The organism is Serratia oryzae, from assembly GCF_001976145.1.
Taxonomy (GTDB): Bacteria; Pseudomonadota; Gammaproteobacteria; order Enterobacterales; family Enterobacteriaceae; genus Chania; species Chania oryzae.
Genome location: NZ_MOXD01000043.1, coordinates 1 through 1,360, shown reverse-complemented (window position 1 = coordinate 1,360; position 1,360 = coordinate 1). Strand labels below are relative to the sequence as shown.

At 61.6% G+C, this 1,360-nt stretch carries 1 pseudogene; it reads right to left on the bottom strand.

Features of this window, described 5'->3' with window-relative positions:
* Positions 1-1,360: pseudogene (locus BMI79_RS23875) on the bottom strand (autotransporter outer membrane beta-barrel domain-containing protein); the annotation flags it as partial.

The window sequence follows — 1,360 nt, the reverse complement described above, 5'->3', positions numbered from 1 at the left end:
GTGCTTAAATCCACCGTCGCCGCCGCAGCCCCCAGATTATCCGCCGCGGTGACGCTCAACCGGCTGCCCGCCGCAATCACATGGGCACCGCTGAAGGTGTTGGCCCCGCTCAGCTGCACATCACCCTCGGTATTGACGGTGCCCGTTCCACTCAACAGATTGGCAAAATTGCCGTCACGGGCAAACGTCAGGCTGCCCGCCACGTTCACGTCACTGCTGCCCAGCGTCCCGGCACCGTTCAGTACCAGCGTGGCACCGCTGTCTATCTGGGTGTCACCCGTCAGGCCACCGTTTGCGGCGCTCACCGTAAAGGTACCCCCCTGGACATTCAACAAGCCATCACCGGTCAGGCCACCTGTCGAACTCGAACTCCCCCCGGCGGTCAGCGCCAGCGTCCCCGTCCCCAGGTCCATCACGCCGCCATTGGTGAACGCGCCGCTGGTCAGCAGGCCGCTGCCCAACAGCACCGTGCCGTTGTTGCTTATACTCTGCACACTCTGGGTGTAGCCGTTGAGATTGAAGCGACTGCCACCGTTAACCGCCAGCAAAGACGTGTTGCCCAGGGTGCCATTGCCCCCGGCCAGCACCGTTCCCTGGATGGTGGTACTGCCGCTGTAGCTGTTGCCGCTGTTGGAGATAGTCAATGCAGCCGGAGTGCCGTCCAGCACCACGCCCCCGCTGCCGAAGACGTTAACCGACAGGTTGGTGTTGGAGCCCGCCACCCCGTCGGTGGCTATCACCAGCGCATTCGGGCCGTCCTCAATCAGTTGCAGGGCCGTGAGGGCATAATTCATGTACAAGCCCGCGCCGTTATTCCCCGTGTTGCTCAGGCCATAATCATAAACGCCGTTGGCAACATGCACGCCCCCCTGATCGATTTGGAACGTGGTATCTTGCCCAACCGCGGTACCGTTGATTTGCAAGGTGAGGGTATCCGCACCGGTAGCCGTGTTGGCACTGACCAACTGCATGGCATTATCGCCCGTCATTTGGTTGAGCAGCGAACCACTGCCCGCGCGGTTGCCAACGGCCGCATTCCCCTCGATATTCACGATCCCGCCCGTGGCGGTGAAATTGTCGGTACCGATCAGCCCATCGGCGCGCTCCCCCGGGATAACGCCGTAGAAGGTCAGTTCGCCACCGTTCAGCGCCAGATTGCCCACCTCTTCGGTGCTGGTCGTTCCAACCGTCCCCACGGTGGTATGACTTCCCGCATTGAGCGCCAGCGTTGCCTGCGTTAACGCCGCGGTGTTGGTGCCGGACAGGTCAAACAGAGTGTCCTGTAAATTCACGTTACCGGCAAAGCTGTTGCCTACCGCCGCGCCAAAGTTGAACGCCGCATTATTGGTGCTGACGTTCA